Below are 25,643 nucleotides of genomic sequence, written 5' to 3' on the forward strand. Positions count from 1 at the left end.
AGAGGAGGACATCTTGCAAGAATATCGCATGCTCTCGACCAGCGGCATCCTCGGCTACGGCTATGCCGAGGAATCGCTGAAGATCGGGATGAGCTGGGATCCCCACGTCATCGGCTGCGACGGCGGCAGCACCGATCCCGGGCCCTATTACCTTGGCGCCGGCAAATCCTTCTGCTCGCGCCTGTCGGTCAAGCGGGACCTGCGGCTGATGCTTCAGGCCGCGACGGCGGCGGGCATCCCATGCATCGTCGGCACGGCCGGCGGCGCCGGCGGCGAGCCGCATCTGCAGGATACCGCCGCCCTGGTGCGCGAGATCGCGAAGGAAGACAACCTGTCCTTCAAGATGGCGCTGATCCATTCCGAACAGGGCGCGGACGACCTGATCAGCTGGATCGACGCCGGGCTGACCAAGCCGCTGGTCAAGATGGCGCCTCTGGACGCCGACACCGCGCGCCGGGCCGAACGGGTCGTGGGCATGATGGGGCCCGAGCCCATCGCAAAGGCGCTTGACGGCGGTGCCCAGGTGATCCTGACCGGCCGCAGCAGCGACCCCGCGCAATGGGCCGCGCCCGCCATCCGGGCCGGCATGGCCCCTGCCCCGTCCTGGTATGCCGGAAAGATGCTGGAATGCGGGGCCGAACCCTCGGTCCCCAAGGAGCCCGATTGCATCTTCCTTCGCGTCTTCGACGATCACGTGATCTGCGAGCCGCCCAACCCGATCCGCCGCTCGACCCCCCTGGCCGTGTCGAACTTTGCCCTGCACGAGAATTCGAGCCCGATCCACCACGTGGAGCCCGGCGGCCTTCTGGATACCAGCGCCTGCACCTTCACCGCCGTGTCCGACCGCGCCGTCAAGATCGACGGCATGACCTGGACTCCGGCGGACCAGTACACGATCAAGCTGGAAGGCGTGGAAAAGGCCGGATACCGCACGATCACCATCTGCGGCACCCGCGATCCGGTCCTGATCTCCCAGATCGATAGCTACCTCGAAACCCATCGCGAAAAGGTGGCGATGAAGGCGGAATCCTTCGGCGTCCCCCGCGACGATTACCGCCTGATCGTGCGCACCTACGGGCGCAACGGCGTCATGGGTCCGTGGGAACCCGTCAAGGAGACCGCCGCGCACGAACTGGGCTTCGTCATCGAGGTCGTGGGCAAGACCCAGGACATCGCCGACGCGGTGCTGGCCATGGCGCGGACCTCGATGCTGCACGCGGATTTCGCCGGCCGGCTCTGCAAGGAAGGCAACATGGCCTTCCCGTTCAGCCCCTCCGACATCCCCATGGGGCCGATGTACCGGTTCAGCGTGTTCCACACCGTCGCGGTCACGGATCCCTGCGCGATGTTCCCGATCGAATATGAAAAGGTAGGCTGAGACATGGCACGCATCAAAGACATCGCCCAGATCTGCAAGAGCAAGAATGCCGGTCCCTTCAACGTCACCGTCGACGTGCTGTTCGAGGATCACGAGGTCTATCGCGCGGTCAAGGCGACCGGCGTCCTGACCCCGGCGCTGTTCTCGACGCTCTACGGCGTGGACGAGGCGGATATCCTCTTCACCCCCTACGACGCGGCGGCGGCCTTCAAGGTCACCTTTCCCCGCGCCGTGCCCGCCGGGGATTTCGGCGACACCGATGTCTACGGCTGCCAGCAGCACGCGCCGCTGCTGGACGTCGACATCCCGCTCTGAACCGGCAGGCCAGACAAAGACAAGCCCATGGCCATACCCGCCGATCTCTCGGCGCGGCGGGTATGCCCGGGTCGTCCGGACCGTCACGGGCGCACAGGCCGCCGGCGGATGCCGCGCCGGCCGCGCAAAGACCAAACCGTTCAAAAGGAGCCCGCCATGGAGAATTCCGGCGACAGGCCTATCGCAATCATCGGCGCCGGACTGGTCGGCATGGGCTGGGCCATCGTCTTTGCCCGCGCCGGCCGCAAGGTGCAGGTCCACGACGCCAGCGCCGACCTGCTGGCCGACCTGCCCGACCGGCTGGAGACCGCGCTCGCCGATCTCGCCGACCATGGCCTGATCGGGGATCCCGCCCCGATCGCCGCGCGCATCACCATTGCCGGCTCGCTGGCAGAGGCGCTGCGCGGCGCGGTCTACGTGCAGGAATCCATCCTCGAACGGGTCGATGTGAAACGGGCGCTTTATGCCGAAATGGCGCCACTTCTCGCGCCCGACGCGCATGTTGGCTCGTCCTCCTCCGGCATTCCCTCGTCGGAATTCACCGCCGGGCTGTCCATTGCCCCGCGCTGCCTTGTCGCCCATCCGGTGAACCCGCCCTACCTGCTTTCGGTGGTAGAGCTGGTGCCCGCCGAATGGACCCTGCCCGAGGCAGTCGACAGCGTTCATGCCCTGATGCAGGCGGTCGGTCAGCACCCGATCCGCATCGCGCGCGAGCTGCGCGGCTTCGTGCTCAACCGCCTGCAGGGCGTGCTCCCGCGCGAAGCATGGGCGCTCTACGAGGAAGGCTATTGCAGCCTCGACGACATCGACGCGACGATCTCGAAGGGCCTGGGCCCCAGGTGGGCCTTCATGGGCCCCTTCGAAACCATCGATCTCAACGCGCCCGGCGGCATTGCCGATTATGCCCATCGCCTGGGCGCGCTCTACCGCGATATCGCCGCCGAACGCAGCGAACATGCCCCGTGGAGCGCCGATCTGATCGCCCGTGCCGATGCCGAACGGCGCGCCAGCCTTCCGCTCGACAAGCTCGCCGACCGCTGCGTCTGGCGCGACCAGCGCCTGATGGCCTTCGCCGCACACAAGAAAACGCAACCGGAGTGACACTTCAGGAGCTTCAGATGACTGCACCCCTATGCTTCGCCTTCATCAAGGCCAACTGGCACAGCGAAATCGTGACGCGGGCGCTGACCGGCTTTCAGGACCGCCTGGCCCGGCATCCCGGCCCCGTCACGGTCGAGGTCTTCGACGTGCCCGGCGCCTTCGAACTGCCTCTCGCCGCGCAGCGCCTGGCCCGCAGCCACCGGTTCGACGCCATCGCGGCCGCCGCCCTGGTCGTCGACGGCGGCATCTACAGGCATGATTTCGTTGCCCAAAGCGTCGTGTCCGGCCTTATGCAGGCGCAGTTGGAGACCGATGTTCCGATCCTCTCCATCTCGCTCACGCCGCATCATTTCCAGCCGACCGACGACCATGTCGCCTTCTTCTCCGATCATTTCCTGACGAAGGGACGCGAGGCCGCCGAGGCCGCGCTCGCCGTTGCAGCCCCAGGCTATGCCGCACACGCTCTGGCCCCGGCACGGGCCACCGGCTGAGCCCGCACTTAAGCGAAGCAGGCTGACCAGCCTGCCAGACGGCCCCGAAGCCTGCCGGGGCACACATTTGGCTCAGCTGAGCGACAGCCCGAGACCTCTGTAGCGACTTTCCCCCGGACCGCCCGACAAGGACCCGCCCCAAATGACCTTCAGACGATCAATTCCGTCCCGTCGACCCGAACCCACCTGACCCGCGCTCGGTGCCAGAGAGCTCCTCCACGACCACGGTGGGATATCGCCGGACCTCGGCGATCACGGCCTGGGCAATCCGGTCCCCGTGACGGATCGTGTAGGGGTCTCGCCCAAGGTAATAGAGCCCCACCATCACGCAGCCCCGGAAATCCTCGTCAACCGTTCCCGGACTGTTCGGAATGATGAACCCGGTCTTGAGGGCAAGGCCGGACCGGGGCCGCACCTGCATCTCGGTGCCCGGCGGCAGTTCGACGCAAAAGCCGGTCGAAATGATCTCCAGATCTCCGTGCTCGAAGGTAACCGGGCCGTCCGGCAGAAAGGCCCGAAGATCCATCCCCGCCGCACCATCCGTGGCATAGGCCGGCACAGGCAGATCCCGGTTGCCTTCGACGCGCTTGAACTTGATCTCGGTCATCCGCCTTTTTCCCTTTGGTCATCATGGCATCCGCCGCCGCGCCGGCATCCCGGCTTCATGCGGCACAAGCACCCGTACCGCCCCCAGGTGCCATCCCGCGTCTGCACCTTTGCCGACATAGCCCGGCGCGACGCCTCAGCCCGAACACAGCCCGGACCCGCGTGCCGTCCCCCTGCTTCTTCTTGGCCAAATACTCCAAAGCACCGCCGCCACCCTCACGACGTCTCCAGCTCCGCCGCGATCCGCGCCGCCAGCGCGCGGGCGACATCCGCCTTGCCCATCCGCGGCCAGCTTTCTGCGCCCTCGCCGGTGATCAGAACGACGGCATTCTCCGTCCCGCCCATGATCCCCGTCGCCGGCGACACGTCATTGGCCACGATCCAGTCGCAGCCCTTGCGCGCGCGCTTCGCCGTGGCGTGGGGGATCACGTCATCAGTCTCGGCGGCAAAGCCCACCACAAGCCCCGGCCGCCCCTCGCCCATCTGCGAGACACCGGCCAGGATATCCGGGTTCTCCGCCAGTTCGAACACCGGCAGCCCCTCGCGCGTCTTCTTCAGCTTCCGGTCCGAGGCCTGCGCCACCCGCCAGTCCGCCACGGCCGCGGCAAAGACCCCGGCATCCACCGGCAGCGCCGCCTGTACCGCGGCTTCCATCTCGCGCGCGCTTTCCACGCGCACCACCTGCACGCCCTCGGGCGGCGGCACGTCCGCGGGACCGGTGACAAAGATCACCTCTGCCCCCAGCGCCGCCAGCGCCGCGCCGATTGCCGTGCCCTGCGCGCCCGACGAGCGGTTTGCGATGTAGCGCACCGGGTCGATCGGCTCATGCGTGGGCCCCGAGGTCACGAGGATGCGGCGTCCCTTCAGCGGCCCCTCACCCAGGGCGCCGGCAATCGCCTCGACGATCTCCATCGGTTCGGCCATCCGCCCCGGCCCGTATTCGCCGCAGGCCATGCCGCCCTCGTTCGGGCCCACCACGCGGATGCCGTCTTCCTTCAGCGTCTTCAGGTTCCGCTGTGTTGCCGCGTGTTCCCACATACGCACGTTCATCGCCGGCGCGATCAGCACCGGCGTGTCCGTCGCCATCAGCAGGGTCGAGGCCAGGTCATCCGCCCGACCATGCGCCATCTTGCCCATCAGGTCCGCCGTCGCCGGTGCCACCACCACCAGATCGGCCGAGCGCGACAGCTCGATATGGCCCATCTCGGCCTCGGCCGTCAGGTCAAAAAGCGCGGTGAACACCTTCTCTCCGGCCAGGGCAGACACCGACAGCGGCGTCACGAATTCCGCCGCCGCGGCGGTCATCACCGGGGTGACGCTCGCGCCGCGTTCCGACAGGCGGCGGATCAGGTCGAGGCATTTATACGCCGCGATCCCGCCGCCGATGATGAGAAGGATGCGCTTTCCGGCCAGCATGGTCGTGCTCCTGCAGGGCTGATCGCCCCGACCATAGGCAAGCGGCACGGCAGGGGCCAGAGCCCTCGGCCCTATCACCGCAATCGCATGACAAACCGGCGCGAAGCGCCCTGCCCCGCGCCGAAGGCGCGCCCGGCCGCCGCGTCAGCGGCGGGCCCCCTCGCGCGCCAGCGCGCTCCGCCTTATCCGTCGCTGGCGAAGGCCGCGCAGGGATCCTCACGTTCGACGGCGGGGCTGTCGGCCCTCACGTCGAACGCCCCGCCCAACGCGCCGTCTTCGGACTGGCCAAGGGTTCGGATCTCGATGTCGGGCAGCGCCCGGGCCAGGTAGACCGGCGCCCCGATATCTGACCGCGTATGGCCGTTGCCGGCGATCACCACCAAGGGGCCGCCGGTCTCTTCCAGGGCCTGCGCGGCCGCGCGCGCCAGCGCCGCGTCGCGAAGCCGCTGGATATCTACCATCACCGGCAGCATCTCCTCGGGCAGCGCGTCGCAATGGGCGGCCATCTGCATCGCCTCCCGCTCCGCCTGCTGTGCCTCGGGCAGCGGCTGGTCCAGCCCGAAGCGCGCCGCGTCCGCCGCGCCGAACCAGCCGGCCACGCCGCCGTCCATCGCCGCCCGCGCCGCCTCTCGCGGCACGCCCGCACCAAAGACGCGCGCCCCGGGTGCTGCGGCAAAGATCGGATGATACATGGCGAAATCCGGCCAGCCGCTCCCGGACCAGCCCAGCGCCTCTTCCAGCGCCGCCTTGTCGCCCATGATCTCGGGCACGGCCGCTTCGGCCTGCTCCGGCGTCAGCATCTCGAAAACGATCGCTCTGGGCGCGACCGAGGCCGTCACCTCGGCCTGCCGTTCATGGTGTTCGGAATTGTCGTGTATCTCGCCGATGAACAGCACATCGGCCCCGTCCAGACCCCGCATCAGATCCTCTGTCGCGGTACTGGCCAAGACAATGTCGGGGGCCGGCGACGCGCAGAGGGCGATGGCAAGGACCATATGTTTCATGCAAGGAAGTGTTGCACCTCGCCGGACCGGGTCTCAAGCGCTTTCCGCATCTTCTGGAACGCCGCCGCCTCCAGCTGTCGGACACGTTCCTTCGACAGGCCCAGCTCGGTCCCGAGGCTTTCCAGCGTCCGCGGATCCTCGCGCAGCTTGCGCTCCTTGACGATGAACCGTTCCCGGTCGTTCAGCCCGCCCAGCGCCTCGGCCAGCCAGCCGCGCAGATGCGCGCGGTCGTGACTGTCCTCCACGACCTCGGCCGCCTGCACGCCGTCATCTTCAAGCGCCTCGATCCACTCGCGGCCCTCTTCATCGGTCGATTGCGGCGCGTTCAGCGAGAAATCCGAACCCGACAGCCGGCCGCCCATCATCTCGACATCATGCAGCGGCACGCCGATCTCGGTCGCGATCAACTGGTGCAGCTGGTCCCGGTCAAGGTGCTCCCCGGCCGAGGCCGCCTCGCGTTCCAGCCGCGCCTGGACCCGGCGCATGTTGAAGAACAGCGATTTCTGAGCCGAGGTCGACCCCGTCCGCACCATCGACCAGTTCCGCATCACGTAATCCTGGACCGAGGCCCGGATCCACCAGACCGCGTAGGTCGAAAAGCGCACGCCCCGATCCGGATCGAACTTGTCGGCGGCCTTCATCAGGCCCAGCCCGGCCTCCTGGATCAGGTCGTTCATCGGCGCCCCGTAGCGCCGGAATTTCGAGGCCATGGATATCGCCAGCCGCATATACGCGGTAATCAGCCTGTGCAGCGCCTGCTCGTCCCGTCGGTCGCGCCAGGCGTATGCCAGTTCCAGTTCCGTCTCCGCATCAAGCAGTTCCGCTTTCATTGCCTGACGGGACAACTGCATGTCCCGGGGTGTATCCAGTGCCATGTCGATCCCCTGTCTTAACTTGCAAGCCGCAGTCGTCTTGTGCCGCGGTCTCACAGGGGTTACGCACGAGCGGCCCAAAAAGATCATCTGCAAGGCGCAAAAAGCTTGGCTTCACCGTTCACTTTTCTGTTAGGAGGCGCGGCGTCAGGGAAATCCGCCCTTGCCGAGGCCCGGGTTTGCACCATGCCGCAGCCCTGGGTCTACATCGCGACCGCACAGGCCTTCGACGCTGAAATGACAGCGAAAATCGACCGTCACAGGGGACGGCGCGGCACCGGCTGGCAGACCGTCGAGGCCCCGCTGGACCTGCCCGCGGCGATCAAGGGCTGCACGGAGGGAACCGTGCTGGTGGATTGCGTGACGCTCTGGCTGTCGAACCTCCTCCTGGCCGAACAGGATCTCGACGCGGCACAGGCGGCTCTGCTGGCGGCGATCTCCACCTCGCCCCTGCCGGTCTTCGTGGTCAGCAACGAGGTCGGGCAGGGCCTGGTTCCCGACAACGTCCTCGGCCGGCGGTTCCGCGAGGCGCAGGGCCGGCTGAACGTGGCGCTGGCCGCCCGGGCCGACACGGTGGCGCAGGTCATCGCCGGGCTGCCCAACATCCTGAAGGGGCAGCTGTGACCCGTCTGTTCCTTGTCCGCCACGCGCCCACCCATGCCAAGGGCATGGTGGGCTGGACCGATCTCCCCGCCGACCTGGCCGACACGCCCGCGCTTGACCGGCTTTCGGCGCACCTGCCCGACGACGCGCTGGTGATCTCTTCGGACCTGACCCGCTGCGTGGCCACAGCCGACGCGCTGCAGGGCGACCGTCGGCGCCTGCCCCACGACCACGGTCTGCGCGAAATCCACTTCGGCGACTGGGAACTTCGCCGCTTCGACGAGATCGAGGCCGAGGATCCCGACCACATCACCGCCTTCTGGCGGGAACCCGGTCCGGTCCGACCGCCGGGCGGCGAAAGCTGGCACGACATGCGCGCGCGCACCGATGCCGCCGTCGACCGCCTGCTGGCGGCACATGCCGGTGAGACCCTGGTGATCGTCGCCCATTTCGGCATGATCCTGGGGCAGCTCGAACGCGCGCTCGGCGTGCCTACGACCGAGGTCTTCGCGCAAAAGATCGACAACCTCTCGGTGACCGAGCTGGAACATCATCCCGCCGGCTGGCGCGTGGGCCAGGTCAACCACCGCCCCTGACCCGCAAGCGGGCATACCGATCCAACCGATCAACCCTGCCCTTCCGCCCGATGCGTGGCACCGGCCCCTCCCTCTCCCGGACCGCCCCTGCAGAGCGGGGTGGGTGGGCGGGCGCTCTGCAGGGGCGGTCCCTGCGCCCGACCTCACCAGCCGTGATGACCCGGCGCACGAAACGGCATTGGACCAGCGCGCCGACCCGGCATTAACTGCCTGCCATGACATATGACCTCTTCCTCGGCGACCGCATGTATTCCAGCTGGTCCCTGCGCGGCTGGCTCTGCTGCGCGGCGTTCGGCCTGCCTGTCCGCCCCCATTTCGTCGGCCTCTACACCGGCACCATGGCGGCCGACCTCGCCCCGCTCGCCCCGGCCCGCCTGGTGCCGGTGCTGCGCACCCCCGACGGCACGGTGATCGGCGAAAGCCTCGCCATCGCCGAAACCCTGGCCGAACGTCACCCCGACGCCGGCCTCTGGCCCTCGGACCCAGGCAACCGCGCCACCGCCCGCTGGCTCTGTGCGGAAATGGTCGCCGGCTTCTCCACCCTGCGCGGCGACTGCCCGATGCAGTTCCAGAGGATCTATCGCGGCACGCCCGTCTCCGGCGCCCTGCGCGCCGATCTCGACCGGATTGAAACCCTCTGGTCCCACGCCCGCGCAGTCTCCGGGGCCGACACCGGCTGGCTCTTCGGCGTCTACAGCCTGGCGGATGTGTTCTACACCCCCGTCGCCGCACGGATCATTGGCTACGACCTCCCCGTCTCGCCCGGCGCCCGCGCCTATTGCGAGGCGCTGCTGGCCACCGATCCCGTCCGCGACTGGCGCCGCGAGGCCGCCCGGATCGCCTACGACCCCGAACCCTATCCCCGCGACCTGCCCTCCGATCCCTGGCCGATCGCCTGATCCTCCGCGCCGGGCGCCCCCCGCGTGGTAAGGTTCCCTTCCGCGCGTTAACCCTTCCTCAACCATGCCGGGGCTAGCCATGTCCGGGTAGTCCGGACGGGAGAGGCAGCATGGTCGCGCGCACCTATACGGTGGCCTTCGAAGGCGTCCGCGCCCGCCCGGTCGAGGTGCAATGCGCGATCTCGGCAGGCCTGCCGGCCTTCTCCATCGTCGGCCTGCCAGACAAGGCCGTCTCCGAGGCCCGCGACCGCGTCCGCAGCGCCCTGATCGCGATGTCCGTCGCGCTGCCCTCGAAGCGGATCACGATCAATCTTTCGCCCGCCGACCTGCCCAAGGAAGGCTCTCATCTCGATCTGCCCATCGCGCTCGCCCTGCTCTCGGCGCTGGAAATCATCCCCAACGAGGCGGTCGAACGCACCATGGCCCTGGGAGAGCTGTCGCTCGACGGCGCGATCCGGCCGGTCATCGGCGCCCTGCCCGCCGCCCTGACGGCGGCCGAGGAAGATCGCCAGCTGCTCTGCCCCCATGCCTCGGGGGCCGAGGCCGCCTGGGTCGGCGATGCCCATGTGCTGGGCGCGCGCACGCTGTCGGACGTGGTGCGCCATTTCACCGGCCAGGCCCCGATCGAGGCCGCGCGCCCGGGCGAGGTCGCCACCGATCCCGGTGGCCGCGACCTGGTCGAGGTCAAGGGCCAGGAACGCGCCAAGCGCGCCATGGAAATCGCCGCTGCCGGGCGGCACCACCTGGTCTACGTGGGCACGCCCGGCTCGGGCAAATCCATGCTCGCCTCCTGCCTGCCCGGGATCCTGCCGCCGCTGACGGCAGCCGAAGCCCTTGAAACCTCGATGATCCATTCGCTTTACGGGCTGATCGACCAGGGCGGCATCAACCGCACCCGCCCCTTCCGCGAACCGCATCACACCGCCTCTCCCGCGGCGATCATCGGCGGCGGCCGCACCGCCCGGCCGGGCGAAATCAGCCTCGCCCACAACGGCGTGCTCTTCCTCGACGAATTGCCGGAATTCTCGCGCAAGGTGCTCGACACCCTGCGCCAGCCCCTGGAAACCGGAGAGGTCATGGTCGCCCGCGCCAATGCCCATGTCACCTACCCCTGCCGGTTCATGCTGGTCGCCGCGGCCAACCCCTGCCGCTGCGGCTACCTCTCCGACGCCTCCCGCGCCTGCGCCCGCGTGCCCGATTGCGGCGAGGAATATCTCGGCCGCATCTCCGGGCCCCTGATGGACCGCCTCGACCTGCGGGTCGAGGTTCCGCCGGTCGACTACATGGACCTGGATCTGCCCGCCTCCGGCGAAAGCTCCGCCACGGTCGCGGCCCGTGTCGCCGACGCCCGCGCCCTGCAGGCCGCCCGCTTCGAGGACGCCCCGGGCCTGTTCCAGAACGCCGACGCCTCGGGACGCGCGCTCGAAGACATCGCCACGCCCGACGACGAGGGCCGCAGGCTTTTGCACAAGATGGCCGACCGAACGGGCCTCTCCGCGCGCGGCTACCACCGCATCCTGCGCGTCGCACGCACCATCGCCGATCTCGACGCCTCCGGCGAGGTCCGCCGCCCCCATGTCGCCGAGGCCCTCAGCTTTCGCCTGGCCCATACGGTCTCCCCCTGAACCCGCGCGAAAGAAAAGCCCCGCCGGTTCCGCAACCGGGCGGGGCTTTCCATGCCATTGATTTGAATAGGACCTTCAGACCCGAAAGGCGTCAGCCCTTCCGCGCCTCGATCGCCTCCCAGATCTTGCCGGCGACGTTGATCCCGTCGAACCGCTCCAGCTCCTGGATGCCCGTCGGCGAGGTCACGTTGATTTCGGTCAGGTAACGGCCGATCACGTCGATCCCGACAAAGATCTGGCCCTTTTCCTTCAGCAGCGGCCCGATCGCGGCACAGATCTCGCGATCCCGGTCCGTCAGCTCGACCTTCTCGGGCCGCCCGCCGACATGCATGTTCGACCGCGTCTCACCCGCCGCCGGCACCCGGTTGATCGCGCCCACGCATTCGCCATCCACCAGGATCACCCGCTTGTCGCCCGCGCTGACATCCGGCAGGAACTTCTGCACGATCAGCGGCTCCCGCGAGAAGCCGGTGAACAGCTCGAAGAGCGAGGTCAGGTTCCGGTCGTCGCGCGCCAGCTTGAACACCCCGGCGCCGCCGTTGCCGTACAGCGGTTTCAGAATCACGTCGCCATGTTCATCCCGAAACGCCTTGATCGTGTCCAGGTTGCGGGCGATCGCCGTCGGCGGCGTCAGCTCGGGGAACTTCAGAACCAAAAGCTTTTCCGGGTAGTTCCTCACCCAGAACGGATCGTTCGTCACCAGCGTGCTGTCGGGCAGCATGTCCAGCAGATGCGTCGTCGTGATGTAATGCATGTCGAACGGCGGATCCTGGCGCAGCCAGACCACGTCGTATTCGCCCAGGTCCACCTTGCGCCGCTCGCCCAGAATCGCCGGCTTTTCCGCCACGCGCTGGATCGTCATGTCGTGGCCGATGGCCGTCACGCGGCCGGCCTCGAAGGCCAGGTCGTCAGGCGCGTAGTAGAACAGCTCGTGACCCCTCGCCTGGGCCTCTTCGGCCAGGCGGAAGCTGCTGTCCGCGTTGATGTCGACCCCGCTGATCGGGTCCATCTGAAAGGCGATCTTCATTCCGCGTCACTCCGATTGGGCCCGCCTTTCATGGCGCAGGGCGCCGGCAGGATCAATGGGAGGCGGGGCGCTCAGACCGCGCCGAAGGCGTTTTCCAGGATCATGTGCCGCCCCTGTGCATCGACCAGCGCCACGTCAAAGCGCATTTCGGTCAGCAATCCGCGCGGTTCCCCGGCCAGGAATTCCTCGGCCGTCTGGCACAGCCGGGCCATCTGCCGGCGACCCAGCCGTTCGGCGGCCCGATCGAAATCGCGGCTTTTCTTCACTTCGATGAAGATCAGCGCCTCGCCGTCCCGGGCGATCAGGTCGATTTCGCCGCCCTGCCCGCGCCAGCGGCGCCGGGCCACCGGGATGCCCCGGCGCTCGTAATCCTGCGCGATCCGCTCTTCTGCGGCGAGCCCGGCATGATATTCGCTTCGTCCTCGCGCAACCCTGTCCCTGTCGGTCATCACGTCCCGTCCTTTTCCAGCTTCAGCGCCGTCTGATAGACCTTCCGTCGCGGCAGGCCATGAGCGCGCGAGACCAGATCCGCCGCATCCCTCAGGGTCATCGTCGTCAACGCCTCGCGCAGGTCCGACTCTATGTCACCCTGATTAACAGACTCTGAAGATCCCCGGTCCACCAGGAGCACGATCTCGCCCTTCACGGGATTTTCCGCCAGGTTTTCGGCAAGCTCTTGCAGCGAGCCGCGCCGCAGCTCCTCGAATTTCTTGGTCAGCTCCCGCGCCACCACCGCCGGCCGGTCCGGCCCCAGCACCTCGGCGGCGTCTTCCAGGGCCTGGGCGATGCGCTTGGGGCTTTCGTAGAAGATCAGCGTGCCGGGGATGGCGCGCAGCGCCTCCAGCCGGCTGCGGCGGGCGCCCTTGGCCGACGGCAGGAACCCGTCGAAGAAAAAGGCATCCGTGGGCAGCCCGGCCAGCGTCAGCGCCGTCAACAGCGCCGACGGCCCGGGGGCCGAGGTCACGCGATGCCCCGCCTCGGCCGCCGCACGGCTGAGCGCATAGCCCGGATCGGCGATCAACGGCATGCCCGCTTCCGAGGCATAGGCGACGGATTGCCCATCCGCCAGCGCCGCCATCAGCCGCGCGCGGGCCCCGTCGCCGCTGTGATCGTGATAGCTCAGCACCGTGCGCCCGTTCATCGGAACCCCGTGAATTTCCATCAGCCGCCGCAGGCTGCGGGTATCCTCGGCGGCCAGCACGTCGGCCGAGGCCAGCACGTCCAGCGCCCTCAGCGTGATGTCGCGCGCCGTCCCGATCGGGGTGCCGACGAAATAAAGTCCCGGCGCCAGCGGCTCGGTGCGGAAATTCAATGGTAGACCCTCCTTCACGGATCTTTATGATTTAGGGTGACAACAAAGGCGGCGGCACGCCGCCCGCAACAGTTGGAGTGTCCTTTGTCCATGCTTGCCTTTTTCGCCCCTGCCCGCAAGGCGGTGCTCCGGGGCGCCGCCGTCGTGGCCGCCCTCGCGCTGGCCGCCTGTGAACCCGGACCGATCGGTGGCGGGCCGTCGGCGAACTCCTCCGGTCCCGTGACCGTCGCGCTGCTGGTCCCCAAAAGCTCGCCCACCCAGGGCGACGGTGTCCTGGCCGCCAGCCTGGAAAACGCCGCCCGCCTGGCCATGGCCGACCTGCAGGGCGCCCAGATCGACCTGCGCGTCTACGACACCGCCGGAAATTCGGCCACCGCCGCCGCCGCCGCCCAGCAGGCCGTGAGCGAGGGGGCCCAGATCATCCTCGGCCCGCTGCGCGCCGATGCCGCCAACGCCGCGGGCCTCGCCGTGGCCGGCCAGGGCGTCAACGTCCTGTCCTTCTCGAACAACGCCTCGATCGCCGGCGGCAACGTCTTCGTCCTCGGCAACACCTTCGAGAACACCGCGAACCGCCTTGCCTCCTATGCCGCCAAGCAGGGCAAGCGCCGCGTCGTCGTGGTGCACAGCACCGATGTCTCCGGCCAGCTCGGCCGCAACGCGATCCAGCAGGCGGTGTCCGGCACCTCGGCCTCGGTCGTGGCCTCCGTGCCCTACGACCTGTCGCAGCAAAGCGTGATCGCCGCCGTGCCGCAGGTCGCCTCGGCCGTGACCGGCAACAATGCCGACATGCTGTTTTTGACCTCGACCACCGCCGGCGCGCTGCCGCTGTTCTCGCAGCTGCTGCCCGATGCGGGCGCGGGGCCGGGTGTTGTGCAATACGTCGGCCTGACCCGCTGGGACATCCCGACACAGACGCTGGCCCTGCCCGGCGTGCAGGGCGGATGGTTCGCTCTGCCCGATCCCACGACCTCGCAGCAGTTCTCGCAGCGCTACGCCGCCGCCTACGGTGGCCCGCCGCACCCGATCGCGGGGCTCGGCTATGACGGGATCGCCGCGGTGGGCGCGCTGGCCTCCTCCGGGCGGCCGCTGAACGCCCAGTCGCTGACCCAGGGCGCGGGCTTTCAGGGCGTCTTCGGCGCTTTCCGCTTCCTGTCCAACGGCAGCAACGAACGCGCGCTTGCAATCGCCACGATCCAGAACCAACAGGTGACCGTGATCGACGCAGCACCGCGCAGCTTTGGCGGCATCGGCTTCTGACGCCGTCCCGCATCGCTGCCTGACCGCCGATACGAACCCGGGAATCCGAGACCGCACATGCCCGACGACACGACCGACATGACCCCCGGAGACACCGGACAAGACCTGGCCGCCGCCTCCCGCGCGGCGGCCGGATCCAATGGACGCCCCGTTCCGCTGGGCACCCTGATCTGCCCGGCCGAAGCGATCTTCGACGCCGGGGACATCTTTGCCCGCATCGACGCGCTGGCCGCGGACAAGCCCGAACCGGCCCGGCTGCAATCGGAGGTCGTCGCCATCCTGCGCGAGGCCACGACCCGCGGGCGCGACGCGATCGCCGCAGCCTTCGCCGAGGATCCCTTTGCCGCGCGGCCGCTCACGCGGTCCTATGCCTATCTGACCGACGGGCTGGTCGCCGCCGCCTTCCACACCGCGACCCGCTACATCCATCCGCTGCCCAACCCGACCTCGTCCGAGCGCATCGCCGCCGTCGCCGTCGGCGGCTACGGACGGGGCGAAATGGCCCCGTTCTCGGATGTCGACCTGCTGTTCCTGACCCCCTACAAGATCACCGCCTGGGCCGAGAGCGTCATTGAAACGATGCTCTACATGCTGTGGGACCTGAAGCTGAAGGTCGGCCACGCCAGCCGCACGATCAAGGATTGCCTCCGCCTCGGGCGCGAGGATTTCACCATCCGCACGACCTTCCTCGAACACCGCTTCCTGACCGGCGATGTCCCCCTGGCCGAAGAGCTGGACGAACGGCTTCGCGCCGATCTCTTCTCCAGCGGCAACCGCGATTTCATCGAGGCCAAGCTCGACGAGCGCGAGCGCCGGCACAAGCGCCAGGGCGCCCGCTACATGGTCGAGCCCAACGTCAAGGAAGGCAAGGGCGGCCTGCGCGACCTGCAATCGCTGTTCTGGATCGCCAAGTACCTGCACAATGTCGACAATGCCGCCGAGCTGGTGCCGCTGGGCGTCTTCCGCCCCGAGGAATTCGAAAGCTTCGCCGATGCCGAAAGCTTCCTCTGGGCCGTGCGCTCTCATCTGCACCTGCTGGCCGGCCGGCCCAACGAACGGCTGACCTTCGACATGCAGGTCGAGGTCGCGCAACGCCTGGGCTACACCGACAAGGCCGGGCGCCGCGCGGTCGAGGTCTTCATGCAGGATTACTTCCGCCACGCCACCCGCGTCGGCGACCTGACCCGCATCTTCCTGACCAAGCTCGAGGCGACCCATGCCGGCGGCTCGGGCCCCCTGATCGATCGGCTGCTGCGGCGCAAGCCCCGTCTGTCGCCCGGCTACGTGCTGCAGCACAACCGCCTGGCGATCGAAGACCCGAAAACCTTCCTGGCCGACAAGCTGAACCTTCTGCGCCTGTTCGAGGAAGGGCTGCGCACCGACCTGCTGATCCATCCCGACGCCATGCGCCTGGTCGCCGCCAACCTGCACCTGATCGACGACGAGATGCGCAACGACGACGAGGCGGCGCAGCTTTTCATCGGCATGCTGCTGAACCACGGCAACCCCGAACGCGCCCTGCGCCGGATGAACGAACTGGGCGTTCTGGCGGCCTTCATGCCGGAATTCGAACCCATCGTCGCGATGATGCAGTTCAACATGTACCACGCCTACACGGTGGACGAACACACGATCCAGTGCATCGGCCAGCTGGCCCGCCTCGAACGCGGAGCGCTGGAGGCCGATCTGCCCGTCTCCACCCGCGCGATCCACAACGGCGTGAACCGCAAGGTGCTTTACATCGCGCTGCTCCTGCATGACATCGGCAAGGGCCGGCCCGAGGATCATTCCATCCTGGGCGCCGAGATCGCGCATGTGGTCTGCCGCCGCCTCGGCCTGACGCTGGATGAATGCGACGCCGTCGAATGGCTGGTGCGCAACCACCTGCTGATGTCCGACATGGCGCAGAAACGCGACATCGCCGATCCCCGCACTGTGGCCGATTTCGCCGGCGCCGTGGAAACCCGCAAGCGGCTTGACCTGCTGCTGATCCTGACGGTCTGCGACATCCGCGGCGTGGGCCCCGACATCTGGAACAACTGGAAGGCCTCGCTGATCCGCGCGCTCTACCGCCAGACCGCGCGCGCGCTGGAAACCGGCACCGATCAGCTGACCCGCGAAACCCGCGAGACCGAGGCCATCGCCAACCTGCGCAACGCCCTGCGCGACTGGCCCGCACGCCAGCTCGAATCCGAGATCGCGCGCCATTACCCGCCCTACTGGCAGGGGCTGCACATCACCGCGCACATGGTCTTTGCCCGGCTGCTGCGCGACCTGGTGGCCACCGGCGATCCGGCCGAGATCTGCATCGACCTGCATCCCGAAGAGGACATGGACGTCACCCGCGCCTGTTTCGCCATGGTCGATCACCCGGGCATCTTCGCCCGGCTCGCCGGCGCGCTGGCCCTGGTCGGCGCCAACATCTGCGATGCGCGCACCTACACGACCAAGGACGGCTATGTCACCGCGACCTTCTGGATCCAGGACCACGACGGCAACCCGTTCGAGGTCTCGCGCCTGCCGCGCCTGACCCAGATGATCCACCGCACCCTCAAGGGCGAGGTCGTCGCCCGCGAGGCGCTGAAGTCGCGCGACAAGATCAAGCCGCGCGAACAGGCCTTCAAGGTGCCGACGCGGGTCATCTTCGACAACGACGGGTCCGACATCTACACGATCATCGAGGTCGACACGCGCGACCGGCCCGGTCTGCTCTATGACCTGGCCCGCGCCATGGCCGAGGCGAATATCTACGTCGCGAGCGCCGTGGTCGCGACCTACGGGGAACAGGCGGTGGATACCTTCTACGTCAAGGACATGTTCGGGCTGAAATTCCAGACGCCCTCGAAACAGAAACGCCTGGAGGAGCGGCTGATCAAGGCCGTGGCCGACGGCGCGGAACGCGCCGCGCGATGAAGCCGATCCGGTTGATGTCCGGCTTCCTCACGGTAGGGGGCTGGACGCTGATGAGCCGCGTGCTGGGCTTTGTCCGCGACGCGATGATCCTGGCTTTCCTGGGCACCGGGCCGGTGTACCAGGCCTATGTCGTGGCGTTCCGGCTGCCCAACATGTTCCGCCGGTTCTTCGCCGAGGGCGCCTTCAACATGGCCTTCGTGCCGATGTTCTCGAAGAAGCTTGAAAATGATGACGATGCCCGCGCCTTCGCCGAAGACGCCCTGTCGGGCCTGGCCTCGATCCTGATCGTGCTGACCCTGCTGGCGCAGCTGGCGATGCCCTGGCTGATCCTGGCGCTCGCCTCCGGCTTCGCGGGCAAGCCGGAATTCGCGCTCTCGGTCGAATTCGGCCGCATCGCCTTCCCCTATATCCTGTTCATCTCGCTGGCCGCGCTGCTCTCGGGCGTGCTGAACGCAACGGGCCGCTTCGCGGCCGCCGCTGCCGCGCCGGTGCTGCTGAACGTGCTGCTGGTGGGCGCCATGGTGGGCGCGCATCTTCTGGGCGGCGACGTGGCGCGCGCGCTGATCTGGGCGATCCCGGTCGCCGGTGTCGCGCAGATGGCACTGGTCTGGGTCGCGGCGTCGCGCGCGGGCTTCGCCCTGCGCCCCCGCCTGCCCCGGCTGACGCCCGAGCTGAAGCGGCTGGTCCGGATCGCGGTTCCGGCGGCCATGGCCGGCGGCGTGGTGCAGATCAACCTGCTGGTTGGCCAGCAGGTGGCCTCGCATTTCGACACGGCGGTCGGCTGGCTCTACGCCGCCGACCGGCTCTACCAGCTGCCGCTGGGGGTCGTGGGCATCGCCATCGGCGTTGTCCTGCTGCCCGATCTCTCGCGCCGCCTCGCGGCGGAGGATCACACCGGCTCGCGCGATGCGCTCTCCCGCGCCGGCGAGGTATCGCTTGGGCTGACGATCCCCTGCGCCGTGGCGCTGGTGGTGATCCCGCTGCCGCTGGTCTCCGTGCTCTTCGAGCGCGGCGCCACCACCGCCGCTGACAGCGCCAGCATCGCCCAGGCGGTGGCGATCTACGGCCTCGGCCTGCCGGCCTTCGTGCTGCAGAAGATCTACCAGCCGCTGTTCTTCGCGCGCGAGGACACCCGCTCGCCCTTCCGCTACGCCCTTGCGGCAATGGCGGTGAACGCGGTGATCGCCCTGGGCCTGGCGCCCGTCGTCGGCTGGACGGCACCGGCCTGGGCCGCGACGATCGCGGGCTGGGCCATGGTGGTCCTGCTGGTCCGAGGCGCAAGACCGATGGGAGAGGTCGCGCAGTTCGACCCCCGATTCCACAGGCGCATCTGGCGCATCGTCGCCGCCTCTCTGGCAATGGGCGTAATCTGCTGGGCCCTCGCGCAGCTGATGGCGGCCGCGCTCTACACGCAAGGCATCCGCTACCTGGCGCTGGCCGGCCTGGTCGGCGCCGGCATGGTCTCGTATTTCGCCATCGCCCACATGATCGGAGCGCTGCGCCTGTCCGAGTTCAAACGCGCGTTCAAAAGGTCCTGACGCTGCGCTGACCGAGAGGTTAGAGTGAGGTATTTGGGCCAAGAAGAAGCCAGGGCGTGGTACTCCGGATCGTTAACGAAATCCTAAAACGCACCTGCAATCCCTTGATTTTCAAAGGGCGGAAAGATGTCCCACGCGTGGGACACAGCATCGTCCCCCTGCTTCTTCTTGGATGAAAATACTCCCGCGACCGGCCCGCCAAACAGCGCGCCGCGCGGGCAAGGGCTCAATCGTGCCGGATCTTCGCCCGGATCGAAGCCCAGCCCCCCGGTGCCAGGAAAAAGCTCAGCCCGAAGCCCGCGACAAAGCCGGCCAGGTCGGCCACCCAGTCGCCCGAGCCGCCGAAGATCAGCCCGAACAGCAGCTGGATCCCCAGCAGCGCGCCGATCAGCGTGAAGGCCCGGGCCTGGTTTTCGCCCACCGCGCCAAGGCCGCGCCAGAGCAGGTAGGTGAAGGCGCCGACCAGCCCGTAATCCGGCGGAAACGCCCCGCCCAGCGGGTAGGGATCGTTCAGCACCAGCCCATAGACCAGCGCCCCGAAGGCGCCCGACAGCACGAAGATCGCCAGCATCTGCCACTGCCCGAACTTCTCGGCCACCATCTTGCCCAGCGCCAGCACGAAGACCCCCGCGATCGCCGCATGGGTCAGCGAGAAATGCACGAACGGGTAGGACACGAAGCGGATCAGGTGCTCGCCTGGCCAGACGCCATTGGCCATCATCCAGTCAAAGATGTCACTCGAAAACGCGTAGGTCTGGATCCCGGCCTGGCGCCAGCCCACCGCCCCGGGCCCGCCGATCACGCCGGAGGCCCCCAGCGAAAAGATCGCCTCTGGCACCACGATCGCGATGAACAGCGCGACGACAACGGGCGGCAGCGGGTTCACCGCCGGTTCTGGTTTGCCATTGGACAAGGGGTCTCTCCTGCTGCGGGCCGGGTTGGGGCTTCTTGACGGCACCGGACCCCATGGGTAAGCGCAACGCGCAGCAATTTCCAGACGGGAGAGATCACATGTCAGAGGCAGCGGCCGGTATCGCCGGCTTCACCCCGCGCGTCTTTTCCGGCATCCAGCCGTCGGGTGGGCTGACGCTCGGCAATTACCTGGGCGCCATCAAGCGCTTTGTCGACATGCAGGGCGCCGCGTTCGAGACGATCTATTGCATGGTCGACCTGCACGCCATCACCGTCTGGCAGGATCCCGCGGACCTGACCCGCAACACGCGCGAGCTGTGTGCCGGCTTCATCGCCGCGGGCATCGACCCGACCCAGTCGATCCTGATCAACCAGTCCCAGGTGCCCGAACATGCGCAGCTGGCCTGGATCTTCAACTGCGTCGCACGGATGGGCTGGATGGGGCGCATGACCCAGTGGAAGGACAAGGCCGGCAAGAATGCCGAGGCCGCCTCGCTGGGCCTTTTCGCCTACCCGGCGCTGATGGCCGCCGACATCCTGATCTACCACGCCACCCATGTGCCCGTGGGCGAGGACCAGAAACAGCACCTTGAGCTGACGCGCGACATCGCGACCAAGTTCAACCACGATTACGGCGTCGATTTCTTCCCAATCACCGAGCCGGTGATCGAGGGCGCGGCCACCCGCGTCATGTCGCTGCGCGACGGGTCGAAGAAGATGTCGAAATCCGATCCCTCGGACATGAGCCGGATCAACATGACCGACGATGCCGACGCTATCGCCAAGAAGATCCGCAAGGCCAAGACCGACCCCGAGCCGCTGCCCGACACGCTCAAGGGGCTCGACGACCGCCCCGAGGCGCGCAACCTGGTGAACATCTACGCCGCCCTTGCCGACATGAGCGCCGAGCAGGTGATCGCCGACCATGCCGGCCAGCAGTTCGGCCAGTTCAAACCGGCCCTGGTGGATCTGGCCGTCGAAAAGCTGGCGCCGATCTCGACCGAGATGGCGCGGCTGATGGACGACCCGGCCGAGATCGACCGCATTCTCGCCGCCGGCGCCCTGCGCGCGCGTGAGATCACCGCGCCGATCCTGCGCAAGACCTACGATATCGTCGGCATGGTGCCCCCGCCGGCCTGATCCGACCCGACACATCCGGCCGGCCCCGCGCCCGGCCATATGACCGGCCCGCACCACCTGCCGCGCCCATCTGGCAGGCGCCCATCCGGCAGGCGCCCGGCCAGCCAGACCGAAAAGGACGCCGCAGGTCCCCGCCTGCGGCTGGACCCTCCCGCCCCCCGGGCATAGGGTCTGCGCGAAAGGAGACTACCATGGCCGTTGGCACCAATATCCGCACATATTTCGAGGGAAAATGGCACGAGGGCGACACGCCCATCATGCGCGCCGCCGATCACGGGGCCTGGCTCGGCTCCACCGTCTTTGACGGGGCGCGGGCCGTGAACGGGCTGGTGCCGGATCTCGACAAGCATTGCGCGCGGGTCAATGCCTCGGCCAAGGCGCTGATGCTGCGCCCCACCGTCACCACCGAACAGATGGTCGAGATCGTGCACGAGGGCCTTTCGGCCTATGCCAAAGAAACGCCGATCTACATCCGTCCGATGTACTGGGGGATCGACGGGGATCCCAGCGCGATCGTCCCGGACCCGGGCGAGACGGGCTTTGCCATCTGCCTCGAAGAGATCCCGATGGCGCCCGAAACCGCGGCGACCACGCTGACCCGGACCCGGTTCCGCCGGCCCGTGCTGGAAAACGCGGTGGTCAATGCCAAGGCCGGCGCGCTGTATCCCAACAACGCGCGGATGCTGGCCGAGGCGAAATCCAAGGGCTTCGGCAACGCGCTGGTCGCCGATGCCATGGGCAACGTGGCCGAAACCGCCACCGCCAATGTCTTCATGGCCAAGGACGGAGAGGTGTTCACCCCCATCCCCAACGGCACCTTTCTCGCCGGAATCACCCGGGCGCGGCATATCGAGAACCTGCGCGCCGACGGCGTGACGGTGCACGAAGGCGTGCTGAGCTTCGAGGATTTCCACGACGCGGACGAGATCTTCCTGTCGGGCAACCTGCAGAAGGTCACCCCGGTCAGCGCCTTCGACGACACCCGCTACCAGATCGGTCCGATCACCCGCCGCGCGCGCGATCTCTACTGGGACTGGGCCGCCTCCGCCTGAGCGCGAGACCGCCTGTCAGGGCGGGCGAGCGGCGCCCGCCGGCAATCGGTTGCACCGCCCCGTCGCTTGCGCCATGATCCGCGCCACGGGAGAGTTGGGATGCGCAAGTTCCTCGTCGTTTTGGACGACAGCCGAGAATGCCTGAACGCCATGCGGTTCGCCGCCATGCGGGCCGCCAACACGCGTGGCGGCGTGCAGATCCTGTCGGTCATCCCCCCGGATGAGTTCAACCACTGGATCGGCGTGGGCGACATCATGCGTGAAGAAGCCCGCGAGCGGATCGAGGCGCATTTCGAGGTCTTCGCCAAGTGGATGCGCGACCGTCAGGGGGTTGAGCCCGAGCTGGTGATCCGCGAGGGCGACACCGTCGACGAAATCATCCAGCAGATCGAGGACGATCCCGAAATCGGCGTTCTGGTGCTGGGCGCCGGGGCCGACAAGAAGGGGCCGGGCCCCCTGGTCAGCCAGCTGACGCGCTCGGCCGGCTCGCTGCCGGTGCCGATCACCATCGTGCCGGGCGACCTGAGCAAGGAAAAGCTCGAAGCCATCACCTGACCGCGCGCAGCCGGGCCAGGTCGGGTTTGTCCCGTACGGGCCGGGCTCACCTGGGTGGATCACGGGGATGTCACGCACTGGCGTCCAGTTTAAAACTGTTCTAAACGTTGACTTGAGCGGCCCCAGACCGCATATCCTTGGCAAGCAAACGGAGGTGCGCATGTTCATCCAGACGGAATCGACCCCGAATCCCGCAACGTTGAAATTCCTGCCCGGCCAGACCGTGCTGGAAGCCGGCACCGCCGATTTCCCCTCGGCCGAGGCCGCATCGAAGTCGCCGCTCGCCACCCGCATCTTCGCGGTGGACGGCGTGACCGGCGTGTTCTTCGGCAGTGACTTCGTGACGGTCACCAAGGCCGACGCGACCGATTGGGACCATATCAAGCCCGCCATCCTCGGCGCGGTGATGGAACATTACCAATCCGGCCTGCCGGTGATGGACGGCGGCGAGGAAATCGCCCCGGCCCATGCCGAGCATACCGGCGAAGACGGCGAAATCGTCGGCCAGATCAAGGAGTTGCTGGACAGCCGCGTGCGTCCGGCGGTGGCCCAGGACGGCGGCGACATCACCTTCCACGGCTTCGACCGCGGCGTCGTCTACCTGCACATGCAGGGCGCCTGCGCCGGCTGCCCCTCGTCCACGCTGACGCTGAAGATGGGGATCGAGAACCTGCTGCGTCACTACATTCCGGAAGTGACCGAGGTGCGCCCGGTTCTTGTCTGATCCGGCTGCCCCCGGCGGCAGCGCCCCGACCGACGGGCCGCTGCTGCTTGCCTTCGATACCTCCGGACCGCATGTCAGCGCCGCCCTGCTTCGGGGCGGCGATGTCGTTGCGGAATGCCACGAGCCCATGACACGCGGTCAGGCCGAACGCCTCGTTCCCGCGCTTCAAGAGCTTATGGCCGGGGCCGGCATTGGCTGGGACCAGCTTGACGCCATCGGTGTCGGCATCGGGCCCGGCAATTTCACCGGCATCCGCATCTGCGTCGCCACAGCGCGCGGCCTGGCCCTGGGGCTGGGCATCCCGGCGGTGGGCGTCAGCACGCTGGAGGCCGCCGCGCTCGACGCGCCCCGCCCGGTGGTGGCCACGGCGGCCGCGGCCCGCGACGGCGCCTTCTTCCAGCTTTTCGACGGCACCACGCCCGGCACACCCGACCTGATGCCGGCGGACGAAGACGGCACCGGCCTCGACCATGTCGCCCGCCGCTTCGGTCCCGAAATGCCGCTGCCGTCCTTCGACCTGCCCGGACCCCGCGCCGCCCATGGCCAGGTCGAGGCGATCGCCCGCATCGCCGCCCGGCGCTGCACCGATCCCGCCCTGCCCCGGCCCGCGCCGCTTTACATCCGCCCCGCCGACGCCGCGCCGTCGCGGGACGTGCCGCCGGTGCTGCTGGATTGATCTCTCCCGCGAACATGGCGGCGCTGCATGCCCTGGCCTTCGCCCGCTCTCCCGCGCGGCCCTGGTCCGAGGCCGAATTCCGCGACCTTCTGGGCACCACCGGCACCTACGCCGTCGGCCATGCCGAGGCCTTCGCGGTGGCCCGCGTCATCGCCGACGAGGCCGAGCTTCTGACCATCGCGACCCATCCCTCGCGCCGCCGTATGGGGCTGGCCCGGTCGATGATGACGGTCTGGCAGCGCGAAGCCATCGCCCGCGGTGCCACGCGCGCCTTTCTCGAGGTGGCCGCCGACAACCTGGCCGCGCTGCGGCTTTATCACGCCTGCGGCTATACCGAGGTCGGACGGCGAAAGAACTATTACCAGCGCCCCGGCGCAACGTCTGCCGACGCTCTGACCATGTCCCGGGACCTGAGCAACTAGACGTTCCGGAAACCTCTGCCGCCGCGGCAGAAAGCGGTTGACCCCCTGCACGGGGCTTGTCTTTGATTGGTCCGATCAAACCCGATCCGAACAACACGGGCGGTGCCGCGTCACGCGCCCCAAAAGACGAACCAACCGGGAGTATTCCACATGACCGCGATGACCAAACTTCTTGGCGCCGCAGCCGCCGTTGCCCTGGGCACCGGCGCCGCGATGGCAGAGCCCGCGCTGATCTTCGACCTTGGCGGCAAGTTCGACAAATCCTTCAACGAGGCGGCCTTCGGCGGCGCCAAGCGTTGGGCGGACGAGACCGGCGGGTCCTTCCTGGAAACCGAAATGCAATCCGAGGCCCAGCGCGAACAGGCGCTGCGCCGCTTCGCCGAATCCGGGGCCAACCCGATCGTGATGACCGGCTTTGCCTTCGGCGACGTGCTGAACCAAGTCGCGCCGGATTACCCGGACACCAAGTTCGCCATCGTCGACATGGTGGTCGAACAGCCCAACGTGCGCTCGGTGGTCTTCAACGAACATGAAGGGTCCTACCTGGTCGGCATGCTGGCCGCGATGGCCTCCGAGACCGACACCGTCGGCTTCATCGGCGGCATGGACATTCCGCTGATCCGGAAATTCGCCTGTGGCTATGCCCAGGGCGTGAAGGCCGTGTCGCCCGACGCCACCGTCATCGCCAACATGACCGGCACCACCCCGGCCGCCTGGAACGACCCGGTGCGCGGATCGGAACTGACCAACGCCCAGATCAGCCAGGGCGCCGACGTGGTCTATGCCGCGGCCGGCGGCACCGGCGTGGGCGTGCTGCAGACCGCCGCCGACGAAGGCATCCTGTCGATCGGCGTGGACAGCAACCAGAACTACCTGCACCCGGGCCAGGTCCTGACCTCGATGATGAAACGCGTCGACAACGCCGTGTACGAGGCGTTCTCGGACGGCACCGACCTGGAAACCGGGATCTACGTGATGGGCCTGGCGAACGGCGGCGTGGGCTATGCGCTGGACGAGTACAACGAAGAGCTCATCACCGAAGAGATGAAGGCCGCCGTCGACGAAGCCTCGGCCAAGATCGCCTCGGGCGAGATGGTGGTGCACGACTACATGTCGGACGAAAGCTGCCCGGCCGTCTCCTTCTGATAAGACTGGACGGGGCACTCGTCGCGCCCTTGCAGGCGCGCCTCGTCAGGGATCCGTCCCCGG

The 25,643-nt window shown here is 68.0% G+C and carries 26 protein-coding genes; 18 read left to right on the top strand and 8 right to left on the bottom strand.

All coding sequences use genetic code 11. The annotated features are described in order from the left end of the window. The first annotated feature begins 13 nt into the window (after nt 1-13). From ATO3_RS11410 to ATO3_RS11425, 4 genes are all read left to right on the top strand, one after another. Nucleotides 14-1,378 carry an acyclic terpene utilization AtuA family protein gene (locus ATO3_RS11410; protein ID WP_198963261.1) on the top strand — a complete coding sequence of 455 codons (1,365 nt, stop codon included), beginning with the start codon at nt 14-16 and terminating at the stop codon, nt 1,376-1,378. A gap of 3 nt (nt 1,379-1,381) precedes the next feature. Then, nucleotides 1,382-1,693: a DUF4387 domain-containing protein gene (locus ATO3_RS11415; RefSeq protein WP_088649998.1), complete on the top strand. Its 312-nt coding sequence runs from the start codon at nt 1,382-1,384 to the stop codon at nt 1,691-1,693. A gap of 156 nt (nt 1,694-1,849) precedes the next feature. Beyond that, on the top strand, nt 1,850-2,794 hold the full coding sequence (locus ATO3_RS11420) for a 3-hydroxyacyl-CoA dehydrogenase (RefSeq protein WP_088649999.1): 945 nt from the start codon (nt 1,850-1,852) through the stop codon (nt 2,792-2,794). A 17-nt stretch (nt 2,795-2,811) separates the two neighbouring features. Continuing rightward, nucleotides 2,812-3,285: a 6,7-dimethyl-8-ribityllumazine synthase gene (locus tag ATO3_RS11425; protein ID WP_088650000.1), complete on the top strand. Its 474-nt coding sequence runs from the start codon at nt 2,812-2,814 to the stop codon at nt 3,283-3,285. Nucleotides 3,286-3,442: 157 nt separating this feature from the next. Here the strand turns inward: ATO3_RS11425 and dut are convergent, their stop codons facing one another. The 4 genes from dut to ATO3_RS11445 all read right to left on the bottom strand — a co-directional run bounded on the left by dut (nt 3,443) and on the right by ATO3_RS11445 (nt 7,186). Next, complete coding sequence (gene dut, locus ATO3_RS11430) at nt 3,443-3,892, bottom strand: dUTP diphosphatase (RefSeq protein WP_088650001.1); 450 nt, start codon at nt 3,890-3,892, stop codon at nt 3,443-3,445. 215 nt (nt 3,893-4,107) lie between these two features. Beyond that, complete coding sequence (gene coaBC, locus ATO3_RS11435) at nt 4,108-5,307, bottom strand: bifunctional phosphopantothenoylcysteine decarboxylase/phosphopantothenate--cysteine ligase CoaBC (protein WP_088650002.1); 1,200 nt, start codon at nt 5,305-5,307, stop codon at nt 4,108-4,110. A gap of 182 nt (nt 5,308-5,489) precedes the next feature. Next, nucleotides 5,490-6,227, bottom strand: a complete 738-nt coding sequence (locus tag ATO3_RS11440) for a ChaN family lipoprotein (RefSeq protein ID WP_233152115.1) — start codon at nt 6,225-6,227, stop codon at nt 5,490-5,492. An 80-nt stretch (nt 6,228-6,307) separates the two neighbouring features. Further along, nucleotides 6,308-7,186 (bottom strand): RNA polymerase factor sigma-32, encoded by an 879-nt coding sequence (locus ATO3_RS11445; RefSeq protein WP_088650004.1) that lies wholly within the window; start codon nt 7,184-7,186, stop codon nt 6,308-6,310. Between the two features lie 105 nt (nt 7,187-7,291). On the opposite strand from ATO3_RS11445, the gene cobU reads away from it, so the two are divergent. The 4 genes from cobU (at nt 7,292) to ATO3_RS11465 (ending at nt 10,906) form a co-directional block, all read left to right on the top strand. Continuing rightward, on the top strand, nt 7,292-7,807 hold the full coding sequence (gene cobU / locus ATO3_RS11450) for a bifunctional adenosylcobinamide kinase/adenosylcobinamide-phosphate guanylyltransferase (protein WP_088650005.1): 516 nt from the start codon (nt 7,292-7,294) through the stop codon (nt 7,805-7,807). Further along, the gene (locus ATO3_RS11455) at nt 7,804-8,382 is read left to right on the top strand and encodes a histidine phosphatase family protein (protein ID WP_088650006.1); all 579 of its coding nucleotides are present in this window, start codon (nt 7,804-7,806) and stop codon (nt 8,380-8,382) included. Before cobU ends, ATO3_RS11455 begins: the two co-directional genes overlap by 4 nt. 215 nt (nt 8,383-8,597) lie before the next feature. Beyond that, entirely contained in the window at nt 8,598-9,281 is a 684-nt protein-coding gene (locus tag ATO3_RS11460) for a glutathione S-transferase (RefSeq protein WP_088650007.1), read from the top strand. A gap of 110 nt (nt 9,282-9,391) precedes the next feature. Next, a complete protein-coding gene (locus ATO3_RS11465) occupies nt 9,392-10,906 on the top strand; it encodes a YifB family Mg chelatase-like AAA ATPase (RefSeq protein WP_088650008.1) in 1,515 nt (504 codons plus the stop codon). A gap of 91 nt (nt 10,907-10,997) precedes the next feature. Here ATO3_RS11465 and gshB read toward each other — a convergent pair whose 3' ends face one another. The 3 genes from gshB to rsmI all read right to left on the bottom strand — a co-directional run bounded on the left by gshB (nt 10,998) and on the right by rsmI (nt 13,245). Then, the gene (gshB, locus tag ATO3_RS11470) at nt 10,998-11,933 is read right to left on the bottom strand and encodes a glutathione synthase (RefSeq protein ID WP_088650009.1); all 936 of its coding nucleotides are present in this window, start codon (nt 11,931-11,933) and stop codon (nt 10,998-11,000) included. Between the two features lie 71 nt (nt 11,934-12,004). Then, nucleotides 12,005-12,382, bottom strand: a complete 378-nt coding sequence (locus tag ATO3_RS11475) for a YraN family protein (RefSeq protein ID WP_088650010.1) — start codon at nt 12,380-12,382, stop codon at nt 12,005-12,007. After that, complete coding sequence (gene rsmI, locus ATO3_RS11480; protein WP_088650011.1) at nt 12,382-13,245, bottom strand: 16S rRNA (cytidine(1402)-2'-O)-methyltransferase; 864 nt, start codon at nt 13,243-13,245, stop codon at nt 12,382-12,384. The genes ATO3_RS11475 and rsmI overlap by 1 nt, the downstream gene beginning before the upstream one ends. A gap of 90 nt (nt 13,246-13,335) precedes the next feature. Here rsmI and ATO3_RS11485 point away from each other — a divergent pair, with 90 nt between their 5' ends. The 3 genes from ATO3_RS11485 (at nt 13,336) to murJ (ending at nt 18,953) form a co-directional block, all read left to right on the top strand. Further along, nucleotides 13,336-14,502 (top strand): penicillin-binding protein activator, encoded by a 1,167-nt coding sequence (locus ATO3_RS11485; RefSeq protein WP_088650427.1) that lies wholly within the window; start codon nt 13,336-13,338, stop codon nt 14,500-14,502. 78 nt (nt 14,503-14,580) lie between these two features. Further along, nucleotides 14,581-17,415: a [protein-PII] uridylyltransferase gene (locus tag ATO3_RS11490; RefSeq protein WP_088650428.1), complete on the top strand. Its 2,835-nt coding sequence runs from the start codon at nt 14,581-14,583 to the stop codon at nt 17,413-17,415. Beyond that, nucleotides 17,412-18,953, top strand: coding sequence for a murein biosynthesis integral membrane protein MurJ (gene murJ, locus ATO3_RS11495; RefSeq protein ID WP_088650012.1), 1,542 nt, complete (start codon nt 17,412-17,414; stop codon nt 18,951-18,953). Before ATO3_RS11490 ends, murJ begins: the two co-directional genes overlap by 4 nt. A gap of 226 nt (nt 18,954-19,179) precedes the next feature. Here murJ and ATO3_RS11500 read toward each other — a convergent pair whose 3' ends face one another. Beyond that, a complete protein-coding gene (locus tag ATO3_RS11500) occupies nt 19,180-19,866 on the bottom strand; it encodes a rhomboid family intramembrane serine protease (protein WP_233152117.1) in 687 nt (228 codons plus the stop codon). A gap of 98 nt (nt 19,867-19,964) precedes the next feature. Here ATO3_RS11500 and trpS point away from each other — a divergent pair, with 98 nt between their 5' ends. The 7 genes from trpS (at nt 19,965) to ATO3_RS11535 (ending at nt 25,580) form a co-directional block, all read left to right on the top strand. After that, on the top strand, nt 19,965-21,005 hold the full coding sequence (gene trpS, locus ATO3_RS11505; RefSeq protein ID WP_088650013.1) for a tryptophan--tRNA ligase: 1,041 nt from the start codon (nt 19,965-19,967) through the stop codon (nt 21,003-21,005). A 191-nt stretch (nt 21,006-21,196) separates the two neighbouring features. Then, nucleotides 21,197-22,057, top strand: a complete 861-nt coding sequence (locus ATO3_RS11510; protein ID WP_088650014.1) for a branched-chain amino acid aminotransferase — start codon at nt 21,197-21,199, stop codon at nt 22,055-22,057. Between the two features lie 99 nt (nt 22,058-22,156). Further along, on the top strand, nt 22,157-22,612 hold the full coding sequence (locus ATO3_RS11515) for a universal stress protein (protein WP_088650015.1): 456 nt from the start codon (nt 22,157-22,159) through the stop codon (nt 22,610-22,612). 160 nt (nt 22,613-22,772) lie between these two features. Next, nucleotides 22,773-23,336 carry a NifU family protein gene (locus tag ATO3_RS11520; protein ID WP_088650016.1) on the top strand — a complete coding sequence of 188 codons (564 nt, stop codon included), beginning with the start codon at nt 22,773-22,775 and terminating at the stop codon, nt 23,334-23,336. Continuing rightward, a complete protein-coding gene (gene tsaB / locus ATO3_RS11525) occupies nt 23,329-24,012 on the top strand; it encodes a tRNA (adenosine(37)-N6)-threonylcarbamoyltransferase complex dimerization subunit type 1 TsaB (protein ID WP_088650017.1) in 684 nt (227 codons plus the stop codon). The genes ATO3_RS11520 and tsaB overlap by 8 nt, the downstream gene beginning before the upstream one ends. Then, nucleotides 24,009-24,434 carry a GNAT family N-acetyltransferase gene (locus ATO3_RS11530; protein WP_332888695.1) on the top strand — a complete coding sequence of 142 codons (426 nt, stop codon included), beginning with the start codon at nt 24,009-24,011 and terminating at the stop codon, nt 24,432-24,434. The genes tsaB and ATO3_RS11530 overlap by 4 nt, the downstream gene beginning before the upstream one ends. Nucleotides 24,435-24,584: 150 nt before the next feature. After that, the gene (locus ATO3_RS11535) at nt 24,585-25,580 is read left to right on the top strand and encodes a BMP family lipoprotein (protein WP_088650018.1); all 996 of its coding nucleotides are present in this window, start codon (nt 24,585-24,587) and stop codon (nt 25,578-25,580) included. Nucleotides 25,581-25,643 lie beyond the last annotated feature (63 nt).

It is taken from the genome of Marinibacterium profundimaris (genome assembly GCF_002210095.1).
Classification (GTDB): Bacteria; Pseudomonadota; Alphaproteobacteria; order Rhodobacterales; family Rhodobacteraceae; genus Marinibacterium; species Marinibacterium profundimaris.

Bases quoted from the DNA above. Each gene is read 5' to 3' on its own strand.
- ATO3_RS11520 (WP_088650016.1), top strand. From the start codon at position 22,773: ATGTTCATCCAGACGGAATCGACCCCGAATCCCGCAACGTTGAAATTC.
- ATO3_RS11425 (WP_088650000.1), top strand. From the start codon at position 2,812: ATGACTGCACCCCTATGCTTCGCCTTCATCAAGGCCAACTGGCACAGC.
- ATO3_RS11475 (WP_088650010.1), bottom strand. From the start codon at position 12,382: ATGACCGACAGGGACAGGGTTGCGCGAGGACGAAGCGAATATCATGCC.
- coaBC (WP_088650002.1), bottom strand. From the start codon at position 5,307: ATGCTGGCCGGAAAGCGCATCCTTCTCATCATCGGCGGCGGGATCGCG.
- ATO3_RS11445 (WP_088650004.1), bottom strand. From the start codon at position 7,186: ATGGCACTGGATACACCCCGGGACATGCAGTTGTCCCGTCAGGCAATG.
- ATO3_RS11415 (WP_088649998.1), top strand. From the start codon at position 1,382: ATGGCACGCATCAAAGACATCGCCCAGATCTGCAAGAGCAAGAATGCC.
- ATO3_RS11490 (WP_088650428.1), top strand. From the start codon at position 14,581: ATGACCCCCGGAGACACCGGACAAGACCTGGCCGCCGCCTCCCGCGCG.
- ATO3_RS11535 (WP_088650018.1), top strand. From the start codon at position 24,585: ATGACCGCGATGACCAAACTTCTTGGCGCCGCAGCCGCCGTTGCCCTG.
- ATO3_RS11515 (WP_088650015.1), top strand. From the start codon at position 22,157: ATGCGCAAGTTCCTCGTCGTTTTGGACGACAGCCGAGAATGCCTGAAC.
- ATO3_RS11440 (WP_233152115.1), bottom strand. From the start codon at position 6,227: ATGCGGGGTCTGGACGGGGCCGATGTGCTGTTCATCGGCGAGATACAC.
- ATO3_RS11420 (WP_088649999.1), top strand. From the start codon at position 1,850: ATGGAGAATTCCGGCGACAGGCCTATCGCAATCATCGGCGCCGGACTG.
- ATO3_RS11460 (WP_088650007.1), top strand. From the start codon at position 8,598: ATGACATATGACCTCTTCCTCGGCGACCGCATGTATTCCAGCTGGTCC.
- gshB (WP_088650009.1), bottom strand. From the start codon at position 11,933: ATGAAGATCGCCTTTCAGATGGACCCGATCAGCGGGGTCGACATCAAC.
- trpS (WP_088650013.1), top strand. From the start codon at position 19,965: ATGTCAGAGGCAGCGGCCGGTATCGCCGGCTTCACCCCGCGCGTCTTT.
- dut (WP_088650001.1), bottom strand. From the start codon at position 3,892: ATGACCGAGATCAAGTTCAAGCGCGTCGAAGGCAACCGGGATCTGCCT.
- ATO3_RS11510 (WP_088650014.1), top strand. From the start codon at position 21,197: ATGGCCGTTGGCACCAATATCCGCACATATTTCGAGGGAAAATGGCAC.
- ATO3_RS11465 (WP_088650008.1), top strand. From the start codon at position 9,392: ATGGTCGCGCGCACCTATACGGTGGCCTTCGAAGGCGTCCGCGCCCGC.
- ATO3_RS11485 (WP_088650427.1), top strand. From the start codon at position 13,336: ATGCTTGCCTTTTTCGCCCCTGCCCGCAAGGCGGTGCTCCGGGGCGCC.
- murJ (WP_088650012.1), top strand. From the start codon at position 17,412: ATGAAGCCGATCCGGTTGATGTCCGGCTTCCTCACGGTAGGGGGCTGG.